The sequence below is a fragment of the Sulfitobacter sp. GN1-4 genome, from assembly GCF_055693825.1.
Genome location: NZ_JBVFUQ010000003.1, coordinates 2,911,689 through 2,927,280, shown reverse-complemented (window position 1 = coordinate 2,927,280; position 15,592 = coordinate 2,911,689). Strand labels below are relative to the sequence as shown.

Below are 15,592 nucleotides of genomic sequence, written 5' to 3'. Positions count from 1 at the left end.
CGCGGCATCATGGGGCGATCATCGTGTCTCTCCGAATGCCTCGCTGACCCAGTTCTGAACCGCAGTTAAGGCTTGGTTTGGCGTATCCTTGGGGCGCACAAACCAATACCCATAGCTGGCATTCAACGTCACGTCGAAAGGCATGATCAGGCGGTTGTTGGCAATTTCGTCTGCGACAAGCAAGGAACGCCCGAGGGCTACACCTTGGTGGCTTAGAACCGCCTGAAGAATTGCAGTATCATCCCCCAATCGTGGTCCCGGCTGGGGCTGGATGGTGCACCCGGCCTTTCGAAACCAGGCGTCCCAGTTTTCCGGTAGATCGCTATGTAGCAAAGTTACGCGCGACAAATCATTCGGATGGGCTATGCCGTTTTGCCCCGCATATTCTACTGTACAGACGGGGCTAATCGTCTCGTCCGCGAGTTTAACCGCATCGAGGTTCTGTGGTGGGGCAGGGGAGTAGCGAATTGCGGCATCAATGCCCTCCCTTGCAAAATTAACCAAATGCCTGGATGCAGTGATGCGCAAGTCAATGTCAGGATGGGCTGTCATGAACCGTTCCAGACGGGGCGCGAGCCAGCGGGCGGCAACAGATGGTAACATAGACAATGTTACCACGTGATCTGATTGTGCGGCTTCGTTGACTGCTGTCCAGGTCGCTGAGAAAGACTCGGCCAGCTGGTTTGCGAGCCGCTGTCCCGCAGGCGTCACCCTGAGCCTTGCACCATTCCGCACAAAGAGCGAAATCCCCAGTACCCCTTCCAAGTCAGAGACCTGTCGTGACACACCACTTTGGGTAATTCCCAATTCCGCACCAGCGGCAGTGAAGCCGCCACAACGGGCGGCTGATTCAAAAACCTGCAGAGAACGCAGTGACGGTCTTGCATGACCTATATGCATGATAAACCCAGATTCTTCTCATTTTGTTGGTTACTTTATACCTTGTAGCATGAGCCCAACTGTACATGGAAGGGTGCTGACAGATGACGGATATTGCTAATACAAGGGCCGAAACCCCTGTTCGCTTTCACTGGGTTCCCGACCTCCCACTCGTTGTTTGGATGGTCATACTGACTTTGATCCTCGGATTGGGCAGCGGCATGAGTTCGGCTGACTTGGTCGCCGCATACAATCTGGGTTTCGGAAGGTCATTGGGTGAGTTTGCTCTGATCCTTTTGCCGTCATTTACGCTGGCTGCTGCGTTGTCTCGCCAGAATGTCGCCTCAGAAGCCGCAGGGCGCGCGACGGCCTTTGCCTCGCCCGTTGCCGGGGCAGGTATGATTTGTCCGGATACTGCTTATGCCGCCCTCTCACCTGCGGCAGGTCGCTATAAGCTGGAGTTAGCCTTCGGGGCATATGCAGGATTCAAACTACTTTATCCTGCCGGGCCATTAATTGTCGCCGCCGGGTTGGGTGCGGCAGTCACCGAAGCGGTCCCGCCTATCACATTGCTCTTGGCAGGTGTGATGCTGACAGTGCCGGTGTGGATGGCTGGTGTCATCTGGGCGCGGTTTGCCTACAAACCGGCGGGAAACGGCGTTGTTGCTGCGACAGAGCAAACCAGTTCAGGACTATTCATCACATTTGCCCCATTTTTGGTTATGACCGCACTTTTGATCATTGGCGGCCTTGTCGGGCGGACAGGAATCGGGATCATCGACTTCCTGCTGATGCCGAAGGGAGCGTTACTCTGCGCTGCGATCCTAGCGCTGTTGCAAACACCCGTCGCCGCAAGGCGCGAATGTTTGGACAGTGCCGTGCGGCGCACTGGGTCTCTTTTACTAGTAATCGGTGCAGCAAGTGCCCTTGGTGAGGTTTTGACGATGCTGGTCCCTCTTGATCGCCTTGTGCCAAACGGAAGCGGGCTTCTGACTCTGATAGCACTGTTTGCCTTGACGGTAGTCTTTAAGCTCGCCCAAGGATCGTCGATGGCCACGTTTGCAGCTGTTGCCCCCGTGGCTGCCCCTATCGTCGTAGCGAGCGGTGCGGAACCAACTGCTGCGGTCTTCGCCATTTGCCTCGGTTCCTTCATCGCTATCCTGCCCAATGATAGCTACTATTGGTTGGTGCGGCGTGATGCCCTTGAACATGAAACAAGCGAGGCGCGTGCTATCCGCATTCTGACAGGTGGAGCGGTATTGCAAGCCGGCGTCGGTTTGGCTGTCCTGCTGGCTGTCGTGGCTCTTTGGGCATGACAGCGCTGCGCAGCCCACGCAAAGGTGATGCCCCTTCAATTACCCGGATAGACGCCGAAGGTCTAGCAACGGGCAATGCCACGTTTCGAGAAAAGCCCCATGATTGGAGCAGTTTCGAAAATGCCTTCAAAACAGGGCGTGGGATCTCTCTTGTGGCAACTGATGGCGGGCATGTCACGGGATGGGCTGGGGTCAGTCCAACTTCGGCCCGCGAAGTCTATCGAGGGGTCGGTGAGGTCTCAATTTACGTGTCGAGTGAACAGCAAGGGAAGGGTTTGGGCCGGGAATTGCTTTTGGAACTCGTTTCGAGGGCTGAGGAGCAGGGTTTTTGGACGCTGGTCGCGCAAATATTTCCCGAAAACGAGGCAAGCCTGTCCTTACACGAGAGTTGTGGCTTTAAGCGCCTCGGTGTCCGGACCAAGCTAGGGCGGATGACCTATGGACCGCACGCCGGTCGATGGCGTGATGTCGTTATGATGGAACGTCGCAGTGATTAGGTTGGTCACCAAGAGAAATTATGGGCCGCGAACTTTGAGCGTCCGTCGACACGGTATTCGGACGAAATGGGTTCTTGGTATCTAGGAAGCGGCTGTGAAAGCCAGATCCGGTCTTAATGCCATCCGAAGTTTAGACTACGTAATCCTTCCCTGTGATGACGTTGATAAAATGAAGTATTTCTACAGCGATGTCATGGGCTTTGAAATCGACGGCGAAGAGCCAGGAAATTGGGTCGAGCTGCGAGTAGGGACATTGCATCTATGACTTCGTCCACGTGGTTGTGCTTATGACGGCGAAAGAATCCCAGAAACATCTGCTGCTGTGCAGATAAGCTTCAGGCTCCCTCCCGCAGACGTCGACGAAGCCTTTAAACAGCTGACCCAGATAGGCGTTGATGTCATCGAGCGCCCTACTAGTCAGGACTGGGCACATCTCACGCTGTTTCTGCATGATCCAGAATGCAATGTTATTGAGATATATGCTGACATTCATCCTCGAGAAACTTTGGCTGTCCCAAGTGGAGTTCACAAACAACTCGAATCTCTTCACTCTTTGAGGAGAGCGAGATGACCACAATTCGATACGCTGTTATGGCAGAGCTAACCGCATGCTCAGAAGTGTTAAGAGCGGCGTTCCATGACTTTGTACACAGTCTTGGTCGAGACTTATCAGATCAGTCTTTCTCTGGTTTGAGCAGTGCAATCTCTGAAAGCCGCGTCTTGGTTGGATTGCACGGCCGAGCGATCTTTGGCGTGCTAGTCTACAGTAAGCTGAACGATTGTTTGAATATTGACTACCTTGCTGTTGGGCCGGGCACTCAAGGTAAAGGGGTCGGGAGCGCTTTAATGAGAGCGTTGGAAGTTGAGGCGCTCAAACATGGTATGGTCGCTATTGAGCTCAATACTGTGGAATTCATGGCTGAACTGGTTGAGATGTACAGTCGTCGCAGGTTTAAGGTGATCCGAAAGGGCCCGCCTACACATACACGGGACAGTTTCGTTCGGGCCTATATGAGGAAAAAACTCGACTTGGATTAAAAGTAGACATCAGCGTCTTTGCTGGCGGGTCTTCTTGGCATAGTTCCTCGCAGCCTTTGAGCGGTTGCCACAGGTTTCCATGATACACCACTTCCTGCGCGCGTTCTTGGTTTCGTCGATGAATAGCCATCCGCAATTGTGTCCAGGGCATTTCTTCAGGCGTTGATACTCACGTGGATCGCTTAGGATAGAGATGGCGGAAATGACAATGAGGTTGTCCAACGGAAGATGGCTTACTGTTAGGTCGTTAGATGTAAGCTGGGATTTTGGGGGCGAGACGTAATCGAATAGACTGATGTTCAACGATCTCCCATCGCCAAGAAAGGCAGACCGTAGCATAGCCCTTAGCGCTAGCAAGTCTTCTATGGTGGCGCACTGACTGGCTTCAGTCAGACTAAGAGCTTCCATCCAAATCTGGAGGTCTGCCCTGTTTGACAGTTTTTCATCGATCACAGTCCCGTCGTCCGACCAGTTTGCAGTGTTTACAAAGTCGAGCGCCAAACGACCGGCAATGAGTTCGGACGGTTGAAGAAGTGCTATAGGTCATGACCTCATCTAACCACTATACTGGTTGACAGGCAATCCCAACGCGAACTAACCTAGGTAATGGTTAGATCGAAACAGCCGGACGCACCCCGCTCTGCCGACAGTGTTACGCTGACGCGGAAAGGGGTTATGTTTGGCGTCAAGCGGCTCGCGCCTTTGTCCCTTTTTGTCATTCCATTTGGAATTGGCTTTGGGGTTGCCGCGATTGAACAAGGGCTGACCGGCCCCCAGGCAATTGTAATGAGTGCGGCAGTTTTCTCGGGCGCTGCCCAGTTTGCATCGCTTGACTTCTGGCCGCATCCGGCAAATCTGTTCTCCATAGCTTTGGTGATTTTTGCCATCAATGGTCGCCACGTCATCACTGGCGCTGCTCTCTCTCCCTGGCTGAACCAGTTGCCCTTGCTAAAGAGATGGTTGGCACTTGGGTTGCTGAGCGACCCGAATTTCACCGACAGTCAACGGGCATTCCAAGCGGGCGAAAAAGACGTCGGTATCCTGCTTGGTGGTGGGTTAGTCTTATGGCTGAATTGGATTTTGGGAACGGCCATCGGTATCTACGCAGGGTCACTACAATCCTTTGGGTTCGACGTTGTGATGGTATGTTTTTTTGCAACAGTGATGACGCAAAGACTAAGACACCGGTCCTCTATCGAACCAGCGGTCATCGCCGCATGTGTGAGTGTGTTGACTTTGAGTTGGCTACCGGCGGGATGGAACATCATCGCGGCGGCGCTTGTGGGCGGAGCGGCGGGAGTTATTCGTGGATAGTGATTTGACGCCATGGATGGCCATATTGGTTGTCGCTTTCGTTACGTTCTGCAATCGGATAGCAGGGCCTGTATTGATGAGCCGAATTGCAATTTCTGACAAGATCGAACGGTTTCTGGATGCGATGGCTGTGTCTGTTGTCTCTGCTTTGGTCGCCTCCACTGTCGCTCAAGCCGGATGGCGCGAAGCAGCGGCGCTTGCGATATGTGTGGTTGTGATGTTGCGCAACCAAAGCGCAATCTGGGCGATTTTGGCTGGGATTTCCGTGGCAGCTACCTGGTCATACTTCAACGTGTAAAAAAACCGGGTTGTCACTCTCGAATGCAGGGACGAAACCATAGCAAGGCGCGGTTGATCCAAAATAGTTACGCAAAGGGAGACAGTCTTGAATGACCACATTGCATGCAAAGGTCAGATTTTTCTCATTTTGTGTGAGACGTCCTGTGAAATAGCATGAACCTTGCCAAGTCGAAATTGGGACAAAAGAACGGAGCACAACAGTGTTATGCTGGCATTCAAAGGTGCTTTGGCAAATCATGAGGGACGCAGTTATGCAGGGCAGGGGTTGGGCTAAGCATCAAGCTCTTTCTCGAAAAAAGACTATCCGGAAGATCATCATGTCCGCCGAAAGCCCCGCGTTTTCTATAGCCTGATCGCAGATATAAGCGGTGGGCGGCCTCCAGTCGAATTCCACTCTCAAGCATGATTTTCCTAGTGTGATTGCGTCGTGCAACAGCCTCAACCTCTTCAAGCAGACCTTCCGCAACACCAAATCCGCGCATTTCTGGCAGGACAAACAGCCTTTTCAATTCGGAATAGCCGTCTTGTTCAAAGACAGCACAGCATCCGGCCGGGCTTTCTTTATGAAAAGCCAGCAGGAGTTTGACGCCAACCGCCCGCAATGGGTCCATAGAAAACGCGGCATTGTTGATGTTGGGGTGGATGGGTTGCATGGCTTCATGTGCAGCGGCAAACAGCCTTACCGATTGAGGCGATTGGGCGTCGGAATGTCGTATTTCCACATTTTCTTGCGCCATCTCAGATGCCTAAATCTTGCTGGTTGCGTTCCTTTGCCCCTCAAAATTTCAAGGGCATTATCTGACAGTGTACACGCAGGTGTTGGTAAGCAAACACCAGATATTTCATATGTTTACTCAAGGTCTGGCTGTTGAGGAATAGCACCTTACATTTTTTGTGTTGCGTCTTTGTGATGACACTGATCGTAACGGTCATGTTCGGTTTTGGTCGGAACACTATGGTCACCATGTGGCCTGAGGTGCTTGAGCGATTTTCCATTAGTTACGACGACATCGGCATGCTTACAGCGATACATCAAGGTGCCTACTTCATTGCCTCCCTCATTGCAGGGCGATTGGCGATCACAATGGCTCCCGAGCTGATTATATCCTTATCGACGGTTTTCAGTGGTGTGATCATTGTCCTGATTGGTTTCATCGAACAAAGCGGCTTTCTATTTGCAGCATACGGGATACTCGGAGCTTTGATTGCACTATCCTGGGTGCCGATGGTTAAATATGCAGCGACGAGATTTGATAAACGTCAACGTGTCACGGCGCTAAGCACGGCGGCTTGTGGGACGGCAATAGGGTTTCTTGCAAACGGGTTTTTGGTACCTCTTGCTCTGGAGGGTTTTGGTGTTTTCCTTCTTTGGGTCTCGGTCGGTTCATTTACCATCTTGGTTGGGTGTGTTTCGCTTATAATGCTTGCATCATTTCGTGCTGAAAGTGTTCGGATTGAACGAAGAGCAACGATGGACCGGTTTCTGGAGAATGGTGATTTGTCAGATTTCCCAACTAGTCGCTTTTGTGCGTTGATGTTTTTTTGCGGTGTTGGGTTGGTCTCTTTCCAAACGTACTTTGCCGCATACCTAAGCGAAGACTTACAGTTCACCGAGGCATCTGCTGCGAGAGCTTGGGTTTTACCGGGTGCCCTCGGATCAGTCAGCGGGCTCCTTTTGGCATTTATTGCGAACCGGTGGTCCATCCAGAGAACTGTTCAGCTGTGTCTCTTTGTGCTTGGCAACGCAATCCTGGCTTTGGGTTTGGGAGGGGGGTCGGGCTTTGCTCTGTTTGCTGGCTTCGCCTACGGGATGTTGTACTTTGGGCTGTTCGGTTTACTTCCGGCGTATCTGACCGTGGTTATTTCTGATCAAAAAGCAAGTCGCATCTTTGGGCGATCGAACCTGTTTCTCGGTGTCGGATCTGCGTGTGGCGGAATATTGGGCGGTAAAGTCGCGTATGCTTTTGGTAGCTTTGAGCCGTTCTGGATCATTGCGGCGGGATGTGTCGCTGTAGCATTCCTCAGTCTTGCACAGCTGCCCCCGGACAAGGCACCTTCAGGTACTTAAAGCAAAAGCCGCCCCGAAGAGTGCCGGTTAAATGCCCGTTAATATTCCGCGTTTTCAGCATGGTGCATGGTCTCGGGTACTGCCTTGAATTCAGAAGGTACGCCTGGAGCGGTACTAACAAACCGCATACTAGGAAAGCGCAGAGTGCCGCCTTCCGCTTACCATAACGACCAGACACGGGAAGCGAATAGAATACGTTCTCATCAATGAATGCGTGGCCTTCAACAGTCCGGCATTTGGTCGTGAGTGGCTACCCCTGGGCGATTTTTACTAGAAGGGCGAGGCTTTGCTTCTGTTGTCCATGAGCATCAAAATTGCTTGCCGCTAGCCATGTTTTCTGAGCATAGCGAATGGCGGGCCATTCATCGTCTGTCTCCTCAGTTGGAGAACAGGCGAACCAAAGTTTGAGGACTTTTCAGGGGAGCAGGTCAGCAATGTTCACGACAGTTTTCACAACATTCGACAGAGCCCCGAGCCGTCCCACCATTGCCTGATCTTCCTGCACTTCATGACGACTGAGCCAGATGCGCAAGAACCAAACAATGTTAGAAATGCAATCCCATTTTGCAGTAAGATCGAACGTACCAGGAAATAGGACATTGGTGATCAAACAAAGGTATAGTAGCGATTGTTTCTTGTGCTGCGCTGCTATGGCTGCAAACCAAGAGTACGAAGTGGCGCTGCAACTCTGGGGTGACGATCTTTCAACACGTATCACACAAACCGGGGTCAAGACTTATGTCGACACGGTGCAAATTCTTGAAGCAGTTGGATGTTTTGAAGGGCGAGAATATGCAGTGTTTGATGCGCGAAGGAATGGTCGCTTTACCCCATTGAACGACATTATCAGCAAATGCGAACGAGCAATCCTTCAGGTTCCTTCCCTAAACCACAGCGACCGTTTTCACATGGTTTCCTGGGATGGAAAACAGATATGCGACCCCTCAAATGACCGCATTTATGCTGAAACTGATGCAGGCGTGGGATGGGTTTGGAATTTCAAAGACCGCTATGCGCTTTAAGCGCCCAATAATTGCCAAAGAGTCTCTATAAGCTGACGGCGGGCCTGCAATTGGGGTGAGGTTATCGCCATTTTCGGTTTTATCGTCTGGAAGTTCGGATGGCTGGACAATGTATATATGGCGGTGCCACAAGAAGATCAGCATCGGCTTCCTCTCGGAAGCGCAAAAAGTTCATGGCGGCCTGGCTGACACTTCAGCGAGATGCGGGATTTATTAAGATACGCTCGTCTTGAGCTTTGGCTGCAATGTGTTCGATCCACAGCAAGGCGACCGAAGCCCGCATTGCGCCTTTACCTCAACCTTACTTGAGACGCTAGTGTGGTGTCGAAAGTGATTCTGGATAGTTGAGGTGGTCAACATGGACTTAAATCAAGTTTTGATCGAAGTGCGAGATTTTCAGGAGAGTATCGAATTTTACACAAGACTTGGACTTCGTTTGATCGTTTCTGAACGTGGCGAATACGCTCGGTTCGAAATGCCATCAGGTGCAGCAACTTTTTCGATTTACCAATCAAATCAGGTGGCTGTGGGAAACACCGTTATATACTTCGAGGTCGATGATGTGGATCAGAAGGTCATTGAACTGTGTGATCGCGGGATCGCTTTTGAAGACGACCCCAAAGACCAAGCGTTCAGATGGAGAACGGTCCATCTGAAGGATCCAAGTGGGAACAAGTTGTGTCTGTTTCACGCTGGAAATGAGCGCCGTTTCCCTCCTTGGAGGCTTTCTCAGCAGCTTGTTTCTTGAAGATATCTTTGGCGGCAAATGGGATGTACCAGCTTCTTCACGCAACAGGCTACGCTTGGCCTATTTCTGCAAACGGAGCAGTAGTACGCCAGAGAACACTTTTCATGACCTGATGTTAGTCGGCATCTACATCGGCGAACCACTTTTCGCCGGGGAATACTTTGTCAAACACCGCCACACACTAAGCAAAGGGCACAACCGGCATTCGTGCCGCTAGTAGCATCCGTTGATATGGGTTCGCTCCGGAAATTGGTTGTACAGCGGCTTTCAACTACGATACAAATTCGCGCTCAATGCGTTTTACGTAAGATAGATTTTGCGTTACATCAGGAGCCCTGACATATTTCTGTCCTGCCCCCACCTACTCAGGTTCGGCCCATTCCTGCCGTTTACTGACCGCCCAAGATGCTGCGGTGCGGCCCGGCGGACCTGCCATTCGCTGCGCGAGCGAAATTCGACGTCAGTCGAACTCACGCATCGCGGGACTTAACTGCCGTGCAGTATGCTCGCGCCAATGGCAGCTTCTGCTAAAATAGGTGGAGCCTATTTCTTACGTCGTTGCAGGTCGCGGAGCGTGATCCCTTCTGTGATCGCTGCCATCGCCTCGTCAACGCGACGTTGTTCGGTCGGTGCGGTCTTTGCAGAGAAGACGTGGTTGGTGAACATCCGTTTCTTTCCGGCTGTCAGCTTGTCCCACTGCGCCGACGCCGCATCGTCCGAATTCAAAGCCGCCAGTAAAGCGCCAGGGACATCAACGTAGTCCTGATCATCTACTCTGAACCGCATCTCCACCTTATCGCCGACGTCCAGACCGGTATTGGCCTTGATGTCGGGCGAAACAATGAAGTAGCGCCTTCCGTCACCCACCGGCATCCATGCACCGCGCACAGGTACGTCGGCGATCTCACCTTCCACCCGCAAACGCGGGTAGGTCTGGAAGGGCAGTTCGGCCTCAAAACGCGGTGGCATGAACAAAACCTTGTAGGTGATCACCCGCGACTTGCCGACGCCATGCAGGGCAATCTCGCCGACAAATTCGTGGGTGAAGTAACCCATGTGACGATCAGGCCGCCTGCTTGTTATGCTCGTAAGGATTTTCTCCTTTCGGTGGGTGCCCGACAACGTCACCGTTCATGTCTCGGTGCGGCGGCTCTGAGAATGCCTTGAGACCGGCGAGGTCCTTCCGGTGCATCTCCCTCGTCCATTTCGTGAGACCAGCAAACCTCCAGATCGCGTTAAATGGGCGCGGCAGTTCGTTGATGAAGTGAGCAAACACGCGCGTGCGCCCTTCGCCCTCAGGACGAAGTTCAAAAGTCAGTTTCGGCTTATGCGGTGGCCCAGGGCCAACAAGCGTGAGAACGATTTCCTCGTTCTCTTTCAGGCGCACAACTTTCTGATGGCCAACCTGTTTGCCCTTAGTGAAGAACACCGTTTTGGCACCCGTTTCTCCATCCGTGCCTTCGACGGTACAGGTCGATTTGGTTTCCTTCGGCCAGGCCGACCAACGCATGAGATGCTCTTGCAGGCGGATGTCGTCATAGACCTGCTGGACGGGTGCATTGACCGTTATCTCTTCGGTGTATTCCACCCGCGCGGGCGCGAGCGCAGACAAAAGGGCTATGAGCGCAACCAGCCCCAGCACAACATAAAGCGCGATTTCCATGTCAGTCTCCATGGTTCTTGTGTTCAAGTATCACTTGAGCGATGATCTATATCAAGTAACTTGATTGTCAAGCTAAATGGACAACAGCTGATGCCATCTTCCGAAGAAGCGACGCCTCGGGACCTGGTCGGAGCGTGCCGCAGATTGTACGCAAGTATTGACCGGCTCGATACGAAAGCCGCCAACACCGTCGGCGTCAGCCGGAACGACCTGCGGTGTTTGAACATGCTCGCAGAAGCACCGGTTAAGCCAAGCAAGATTGCAGCCGAGTTGGGATTGACCACTGGGTCCGTCACGACGTTGTTAGACCGTTTGGAAAAAGCAGACCTAGCAAGGCGCGAACGTGACCCGGCCGACCGGCGAGGGATCATCGTCCATCCGACACCTTACCTTTTCAAAACCCTTGGGCCGATCTATTCCAGGGTTGCGAGAGAAATTGAGCGGATCGCTGCAGAGTATTCTGCGGACGAGCGAAAAGCTGCGGTGAAACACCTCAATGACGCGTCATCTGCATATGAGGTCGTAGCATCGATCAATGATCGATAGCAGCCATTCGCGCTGCGTGCAGCATGTGGTAGGGCTGGGCTCAAAGCGGACCTCGGATGCGCCGCTGCGTCTGCAACGTTGCAGACCAGGAGCACCGTCGTAGACGGCCCAGAGCGGACATTGGCCAGATGCGCAACATGCTGCAGTGCGGCGCGTCAGATCGGACTTTCGCTGCGCAAGCTAATTGATCTAGTACCAGTCTATTCTTCATAAGTGCCTCCACAATCCTGGCGCAGGAAAAACTGAATGCCTCAGAGATTATAGTAGTCCCGAACTTGCGACATACATTTACTGCGCGAGAATGCTGATCGACCGGTCCGCGCCCCGATTAGCTCATTGCTCACAAAAGCCGACCATAATCTTCGGAACGCCCGATCTTCAGATATAGGGTCCCAATCGGCGCGCTGCCTCCAATCTACGGCCCATCTTTTGCACATTTCTGCGAAGAGTTCACGATTAAGAGTTAAGACAAGCGTGTCTACAGCTTCGACCGTTCTCTGCAAGAGACGAAAACTTACGTTTATCCGAACTGGTTTTGAGTAGGTCTTGGCCTCAATTTGGACCGCATTGCGCCCGGGCAGAGTACCACCGTTATGGACGAGCCCATGCCTGAGATGACAAACCATTTCGAATTGATCCAGTGGCCCTTTGAATCTTGCGTCTCTGAGTTCAAACCCAATGAACTGGCGTGTTGCTTTCTTTAGCTCTTCTTTGGAGCTGAAAGACATGTGTTCAAATGCACTTCGTCTAAATTCAGCGTGGCCATGCCATAGTGCTCCTCCCAAATTTATCTGTTTTTCTGCCGAGACTTGTCTGCAAATAGGACAAGCTTCCAAAGTCGCTGACAATATTGATCTAAAATAGGCCTCTGCGGCTGATACTGAACCCAGCAAAAGGAGCCCGCCAAGATGTTCATTCTCAGCAAGTCGATCCGCAGTACCGTACCTTAGTAAACTTCTTGAGTGCAAGATGTATGCGTCAATCGGGCTCGGGTAGTCAGTCTCAACTAAGTATTCGTCTATTGAGCCAATACTACTTGAAGAGGGGGCTCCATTCGCAAAGTCTTCTATATTCAATGTCATGACACATGTTCTTCGGCGTGGCCCACGATCTGCTGTGCTCGAATTTTGCCGACATAGGGAATTCCTAGTAATGTTCGTCGATCCACATCGAGCAATATATCTCGAACCTTACGAATATTGGAATTTTCTCGAATGCGCTTCTCTAGTGTCTTTGAGATTGGCAATACAGATATAGACTGCCCCACCAAGGCTTCATATGCTGAGGAGGGCTTGAGTTGAGTTCCGCAATTTGAACAAAATCTCGCCTCTGGATTGCTCCTCGGTGTACCACACACATGACATACTGGCAGTGACAGGGTGAAGTCGCTCGCTTTGACTTTTGCTGCTTCCAAAAGAGCCACTGAAGTCAACCGAGGCCAAGCTTGATGCTTGGTCGGCCTAATAACTTTCAAGAATGAAGCGATCGACTTAGTTCTTTGCCCTACAATCACGTTTTCTGCGGTCAAATCTCCTGTGTGGATATGATAATGCTGAAAAGAGCCCTTCTCACCTTTTAGTATAGACCCGGACGGCATAATTAGTCCGGAGTACTGTAGGAACCCGAATACCTTCTCAATATCCGCTTCGATTGGGGTTCGAATAGCAAACTGCAAGCCTTGTTTTTCAAGCTCCTTACCTCGATTGTAGTCTTTCGTTTGTGAAAGGATTGCTTGATATATCTTCGTGCCATTTGTCACGTAGCTTTGATAGGATGGCAATTTGGATGAAAGAGAGTCAAACACGGCATGCGACATGTCGCGCCCAGATCTAGACAGGCGTAGGACGGCGTTCTTGTTGAGTGCTCCATCTGTTGTCTTGTACGCTTCCTGAGAATTATAGATCGACCTGAGCATACCGAGAAATGCTCGTGGAATTCCAAAAGAGCAATACGCCAGAAAACGGATATCCTCTTCGTTTTTTGAAACCACATCAATATTGGTGCCTTCAAAGCGTTTGTTTGCCAAAGACAACATGAACTCTTCGTATTCCTGTCCGGAAGGCTTAACCCATGCGTCAATTTGCTCCGCATCATGCCCAACATGAAAGCTTGCGGAATGAGCAGTTATTCCAGGATAGACCGCAGCCTTCGGAGAAATTGTTCGCGACTTTATCGCCCTAAAGAAATCAAAGAAGTCTTCTTGCTGCTTTTCCGAAAACGAGTGTGCAGCATCGTCGATAAGAATAACTACCCGCTTTACACTGTTCTCGATCGCGAGGTCGTCCATGAGCTCTGTCAAAAAACCAATACTGAAATCGTTGACTTGGTCATCTTCAGCGCGGCTGGCTTCTAGAACATCAACAAGTTTGTTGAGTTTTTCTTTTGGCGGAAGTTCTGAGGGCAACACAATCTCGTCCCCAAGCTCCTTTGTCTCCCATACAGCTAAAAGTACTTTCAACACTAACCAGGCCTTAAACCAGTAGGTCGCATTGGGGCCATTCACGTAAAAGGGTTCTAGCTTCAAGGCCAATTTGAAATTGACGTAGATTGGAATCGCGTTGTCTTTGCCGCTTTCAAGGATGCGAAAAAAGCTTTTCTCATTAGGGTGCTCTTCCCACATCCTCTCGGCCCAATGAGCAGCTTCGCGCCGCCGCCCATTAACTTCTTTAGAATACTCACCTCATCGGGATGCTGCGCCGATAGCTCAAGAAACTTTGCTCGATCAATATACTCAGCTTGCTCGACAAAGTTTTCCTCTATTGGAAGCTCGTTCTGGTTCTCTATGTCAATAGTCACAGTCATTCTCGGTGCGCGCGCCTTGGTTTACCCGCTACGGCGCCAAGCACTCTCAGGGGTTGTGTGATTTTTTCTAGACTTCAGGATGGTACTTCGATTTGCAAGCCTAAGTCGACCAAATGTCGTTCAGTATCTCAAACGACGGCGGAAACTTGGACTTCACTCGAAGGCCTAACCGAAGGTCCGCTTCCGCACGGCTTAGAGACGAGTTCGCGCCAGCAGCGAATGTCTCCTTCCCGCCCTGAGTGAAGGCCAAGGCAGTCTGAGCGGCTTCTTGACTAAGCCTGTTAGATAGTTCAAATTCCTAGTCCGCATTACGCAGCAAGATGCCCCTCAGAGCCAATCCTAGAACGTCTCCACCCAAGGACGGACCGCGATCTGATTGCTCCATGCGCTGCGGTTCTGTTCGATCAAATGCCGGTATGTTTGGGCAATGGCTTCTGGCCTTAGCATCGATCCGGGCTTGTCGGCCGGCTCAGATCGACCTGGGTTCAAGATGGCCCCGTCGATGTTGACCCATGCGACGTGAATGCCCTTGGGGTGCAGCTCACGCGCCATGCTTTCTGCCAGACCACGCTGAGCGAACTTGCCCATCGCGAAGGTCGCTGAGTTGGGAAAACCTTTTACCCCTGCGGAAGCGCCCGTGAATAGGATTGTTCCTCGAACCCCATTTTCAGGCTCAGTGTCCAACATGTGCTTTGCCGCATGCTTCCCTGCCAAGAACGCCCCAATCGCAGTCACATCCACGGCGCGTCGGACATCATCAGCGGACAGCTCTGCAATCGGGCCACGGACCCTGGCAGATGGATTGTAGATGACCACCCGGGGCGAGGAGGGCAGGGCGTCGAACAGTTCTGCCACAGATGCCTCATCCGTAGCGTCCAATGTCACAGCTTTTGCTCCCAGCTCTTCAACCAAGGTCGCCATCTTATCCGGCGTCCGTGCCGCAAGGACCAGGTCGTGATCGACACTGAGGTTGCGCGCGAGGGCGGCTGAAAGACCGTCACCCACACCAATAATCACAGCAATCGGTTTGCTCATATGTCCTTCCTCCGCCTTTACGGACAAGCAGGTGCTTGACCTTACTTTCTCTACGTCCTAAGCCGTACCCTGCTGAGCGGGCGTCGTATACTGGCTATTACCTCAGCCTTCCAAGCTGATGAAGCGGGTTCGATTCCCGCCGCCCGCTCCAAAATCTCTTTTCCGATAATCTGCCGACAAAACGATGTGTTGGTATTTCGCAGGTTATTGATAAGAATGCGCTATTCGAATTTTGAGCCTAAGGCTTCCAAGCTGATGAAGCGGGTTCGATTCCCGCCGCCCGCTCCAGGACATTCCCCCATGTTCATCGCGCTCTGGCCATTGTGCCGCAGAAGGCAGGTGCAGCTTGCGCTTGACCCCGCTG

At 51.9% G+C, this 15,592-nt stretch carries 17 protein-coding genes and 1 tRNA gene; 11 read left to right on the top strand and 7 right to left on the bottom strand.

Features of this window, described 5'->3' with window-relative positions; all coding sequences use genetic code 11:
- Window positions 1–18: 18 nt before the first annotated feature.
- Window positions 19–900 carry a LysR substrate-binding domain-containing protein gene (locus ACZ1HM_RS15005; RefSeq protein WP_472743482.1) on the bottom strand — a complete coding sequence of 294 codons (882 nt, stop codon included), beginning with the start codon at window positions 898–900 and terminating at the stop codon, window positions 19–21.
- An 83-nt stretch (window positions 901–983) separates the two neighbouring features.
- Between ACZ1HM_RS15005 and ACZ1HM_RS15000 the strand changes: the two genes are divergently transcribed.
- From ACZ1HM_RS15000 to ACZ1HM_RS14985, 4 genes are all read left to right on the top strand, one after another.
- Window positions 984–2,195 carry a GntT/GntP/DsdX family permease gene (locus ACZ1HM_RS15000; RefSeq protein ID WP_472743481.1) on the top strand — a complete coding sequence of 404 codons (1,212 nt, stop codon included), beginning with the start codon at window positions 984–986 and terminating at the stop codon, window positions 2,193–2,195.
- A complete protein-coding gene (locus tag ACZ1HM_RS14995; RefSeq protein WP_472743480.1) occupies window positions 2,192–2,692 on the top strand; it encodes a GNAT family N-acetyltransferase in 501 nt (166 codons plus the stop codon). The genes ACZ1HM_RS15000 and ACZ1HM_RS14995 overlap by 4 nt, the downstream gene beginning before the upstream one ends.
- 94 nt (window positions 2,693–2,786) lie before the next feature.
- Window positions 2,787–2,957, top strand: coding sequence for a VOC family protein (locus tag ACZ1HM_RS14990; protein WP_472743479.1), 171 nt, complete (start codon window positions 2,787–2,789; stop codon window positions 2,955–2,957).
- Window positions 2,958–3,259: 302 nt separating this feature from the next.
- The gene (locus tag ACZ1HM_RS14985; protein ID WP_472743478.1) at window positions 3,260–3,730 is read left to right on the top strand and encodes a GNAT family N-acetyltransferase; all 471 of its coding nucleotides are present in this window, start codon (window positions 3,260–3,262) and stop codon (window positions 3,728–3,730) included.
- A 9-nt stretch (window positions 3,731–3,739) separates the two neighbouring features.
- On the opposite strand, the gene ACZ1HM_RS14980 is transcribed toward ACZ1HM_RS14985, so the two are convergent.
- Window positions 3,740–4,231: a CGNR zinc finger domain-containing protein gene (locus ACZ1HM_RS14980; protein WP_472743477.1), complete on the bottom strand. Its 492-nt coding sequence runs from the start codon at window positions 4,229–4,231 to the stop codon at window positions 3,740–3,742.
- 174 nt (window positions 4,232–4,405) lie between these two features.
- Here ACZ1HM_RS14980 and ACZ1HM_RS14975 point away from each other — a divergent pair, with 174 nt between their 5' ends.
- The gene (locus ACZ1HM_RS14975; RefSeq protein WP_472743476.1) at window positions 4,406–5,044 is read left to right on the top strand and encodes an AzlC family ABC transporter permease; all 639 of its coding nucleotides are present in this window, start codon (window positions 4,406–4,408) and stop codon (window positions 5,042–5,044) included.
- Between the two features lie 16 nt (window positions 5,045–5,060).
- Window positions 5,061–5,342, top strand: coding sequence for an AzlD domain-containing protein (locus ACZ1HM_RS14970; RefSeq protein ID WP_472744632.1), 282 nt, complete (start codon window positions 5,061–5,063; stop codon window positions 5,340–5,342).
- Window positions 5,343–5,559: 217 nt separating this feature from the next.
- Here ACZ1HM_RS14970 and ACZ1HM_RS14965 read toward each other — a convergent pair whose 3' ends face one another.
- Window positions 5,560–6,081 carry a GNAT family N-acetyltransferase gene (locus tag ACZ1HM_RS14965; protein WP_472743475.1) on the bottom strand — a complete coding sequence of 174 codons (522 nt, stop codon included), beginning with the start codon at window positions 6,079–6,081 and terminating at the stop codon, window positions 5,560–5,562.
- 173 nt (window positions 6,082–6,254) lie between these two features.
- On the opposite strand from ACZ1HM_RS14965, the gene ACZ1HM_RS14960 reads away from it, so the two are divergent.
- The 3 genes from ACZ1HM_RS14960 to ACZ1HM_RS14950 all read left to right on the top strand — a co-directional run bounded on the left by ACZ1HM_RS14960 (window position 6,255) and on the right by ACZ1HM_RS14950 (window position 9,182).
- Window positions 6,255–7,412 (top strand): MFS transporter, encoded by a 1,158-nt coding sequence (locus ACZ1HM_RS14960; RefSeq protein ID WP_472743474.1) that lies wholly within the window; start codon window positions 6,255–6,257, stop codon window positions 7,410–7,412.
- 674 nt (window positions 7,413–8,086) lie between these two features.
- Window positions 8,087–8,434, top strand: coding sequence for a hypothetical protein (locus ACZ1HM_RS14955; RefSeq protein ID WP_472743473.1), 348 nt, complete (start codon window positions 8,087–8,089; stop codon window positions 8,432–8,434).
- 358 nt (window positions 8,435–8,792) lie between these two features.
- Window positions 8,793–9,182 (top strand): VOC family protein, encoded by a 390-nt coding sequence (locus ACZ1HM_RS14950; RefSeq protein WP_472743472.1) that lies wholly within the window; start codon window positions 8,793–8,795, stop codon window positions 9,180–9,182.
- A 543-nt stretch (window positions 9,183–9,725) separates the two neighbouring features.
- On the opposite strand, the gene ACZ1HM_RS14945 is transcribed toward ACZ1HM_RS14950, so the two are convergent.
- A complete protein-coding gene (locus ACZ1HM_RS14945; RefSeq protein ID WP_472743471.1) occupies window positions 9,726–10,238 on the bottom strand; it encodes a YdeI/OmpD-associated family protein in 513 nt (170 codons plus the stop codon).
- A 7-nt stretch (window positions 10,239–10,245) separates the two neighbouring features.
- Window positions 10,246–10,845 carry an SRPBCC family protein gene (locus ACZ1HM_RS14940; protein ID WP_472743470.1) on the bottom strand — a complete coding sequence of 200 codons (600 nt, stop codon included), beginning with the start codon at window positions 10,843–10,845 and terminating at the stop codon, window positions 10,246–10,248.
- A 90-nt stretch (window positions 10,846–10,935) separates the two neighbouring features.
- Between ACZ1HM_RS14940 and ACZ1HM_RS14935 the strand changes: the two genes are divergently transcribed.
- On the top strand, window positions 10,936–11,391 hold the full coding sequence (locus tag ACZ1HM_RS14935) for a MarR family winged helix-turn-helix transcriptional regulator (protein WP_472743469.1): 456 nt from the start codon (window positions 10,936–10,938) through the stop codon (window positions 11,389–11,391).
- Window positions 11,392–12,469: 1,078 nt separating this feature from the next.
- Here ACZ1HM_RS14935 and ACZ1HM_RS14930 read toward each other — a convergent pair.
- Both ACZ1HM_RS14930 and ACZ1HM_RS14925 read right to left on the bottom strand, forming a co-directional pair.
- Window positions 12,470–14,011, bottom strand: a complete 1,542-nt coding sequence (locus ACZ1HM_RS14930) for an ORC-CDC6 family AAA ATPase (protein ID WP_472743468.1) — start codon at window positions 14,009–14,011, stop codon at window positions 12,470–12,472.
- A 521-nt stretch (window positions 14,012–14,532) separates the two neighbouring features.
- Window positions 14,533–15,228, bottom strand: a complete 696-nt coding sequence (locus ACZ1HM_RS14925) for an SDR family NAD(P)-dependent oxidoreductase (RefSeq protein WP_472743467.1) — start codon at window positions 15,226–15,228, stop codon at window positions 14,533–14,535.
- 76 nt (window positions 15,229–15,304) lie between these two features.
- Between ACZ1HM_RS14925 and ACZ1HM_RS14920 the strand changes: the two genes are divergently transcribed.
- Window positions 15,305–15,379, top strand: a tRNA-Gly gene (locus tag ACZ1HM_RS14920).
- Window positions 15,380–15,592 lie beyond the last annotated feature (213 nt).

What these genes read in the sequence shown, in the direction of transcription:
- ACZ1HM_RS14940 (WP_472743470.1), bottom strand. Translation starts at nt 10,845, where the DNA reads ATGGAAATCGCGCTTTATGTTGTGCTGGGGCTGGTTGCGCTCATAGCC.
- ACZ1HM_RS14985 (WP_472743478.1), top strand. Translation starts at nt 3,260, where the DNA reads ATGACCACAATTCGATACGCTGTTATGGCAGAGCTAACCGCATGCTCA.
- ACZ1HM_RS14950 (WP_472743472.1), top strand. Translation starts at nt 8,793, where the DNA reads ATGGACTTAAATCAAGTTTTGATCGAAGTGCGAGATTTTCAGGAGAGT.
- ACZ1HM_RS15005 (WP_472743482.1), bottom strand. Translation starts at nt 900, where the DNA reads ATGCATATAGGTCATGCAAGACCGTCACTGCGTTCTCTGCAGGTTTTT.
- ACZ1HM_RS14965 (WP_472743475.1), bottom strand. Translation starts at nt 6,081, where the DNA reads ATGGCGCAAGAAAATGTGGAAATACGACATTCCGACGCCCAATCGCCT.
- ACZ1HM_RS14975 (WP_472743476.1), top strand. Translation starts at nt 4,406, where the DNA reads ATGTTTGGCGTCAAGCGGCTCGCGCCTTTGTCCCTTTTTGTCATTCCA.
- ACZ1HM_RS14960 (WP_472743474.1), top strand. Translation starts at nt 6,255, where the DNA reads ATGACACTGATCGTAACGGTCATGTTCGGTTTTGGTCGGAACACTATG.
- ACZ1HM_RS14930 (WP_472743468.1), bottom strand. Translation starts at nt 14,011, where the DNA reads ATGTGGGAAGAGCACCCTAATGAGAAAAGCTTTTTTCGCATCCTTGAA.
- ACZ1HM_RS14970 (WP_472744632.1), top strand. Translation starts at nt 5,061, where the DNA reads ATGGCCATATTGGTTGTCGCTTTCGTTACGTTCTGCAATCGGATAGCA.
- ACZ1HM_RS14945 (WP_472743471.1), bottom strand. Translation starts at nt 10,238, where the DNA reads ATGGGTTACTTCACCCACGAATTTGTCGGCGAGATTGCCCTGCATGGC.
- ACZ1HM_RS14925 (WP_472743467.1), bottom strand. Translation starts at nt 15,228, where the DNA reads ATGAGCAAACCGATTGCTGTGATTATTGGTGTGGGTGACGGTCTTTCA.
- ACZ1HM_RS14995 (WP_472743480.1), top strand. Translation starts at nt 2,192, where the DNA reads ATGACAGCGCTGCGCAGCCCACGCAAAGGTGATGCCCCTTCAATTACC.
- ACZ1HM_RS14935 (WP_472743469.1), top strand. Translation starts at nt 10,936, where the DNA reads ATGCCATCTTCCGAAGAAGCGACGCCTCGGGACCTGGTCGGAGCGTGC.
- ACZ1HM_RS15000 (WP_472743481.1), top strand. Translation starts at nt 984, where the DNA reads ATGACGGATATTGCTAATACAAGGGCCGAAACCCCTGTTCGCTTTCAC.